General features: G+C 52.5%; 1 pseudogene. It reads right to left on the bottom strand.

The features are described from left to right. Nucleotides 1-276, bottom strand: a pseudogene (locus tag O2S87_RS19080) (RNA-guided endonuclease InsQ/TnpB family protein); the annotation flags it as partial.

The following is a 276-nucleotide window of genomic DNA, read 5'->3' as shown; positions in this document are numbered from 1 at the left end:
TTTCCTTGTCGTAGACGGCCCTAACTTGTTGCAGGTTCTCAACGGTAACGCCGGGACGGGTTTCGTATTCGACAAGAATGTACTCCCATGCTTTCGGGTGTTGTTTGTGATTCGCGCCCTTTGAGAGGCGAACGCGGTTATTCTTAGTATCGTGTTTGATGCCGTTTTGCTTCCACGTCACCGTTGAACGCGGGTGTTCTTCGTGGACAAGACGGCCCTGTTGGTCGTAGTAGTTTTTCTTGCGGTAGCCGGGCGGGTTCGCACGATCATCAGACT

The sequence above is a fragment of the Halohasta sp. A2 genome, from assembly GCF_056175805.1.
This window is presented reverse-complemented; position numbering and strand designations above follow the sequence as displayed.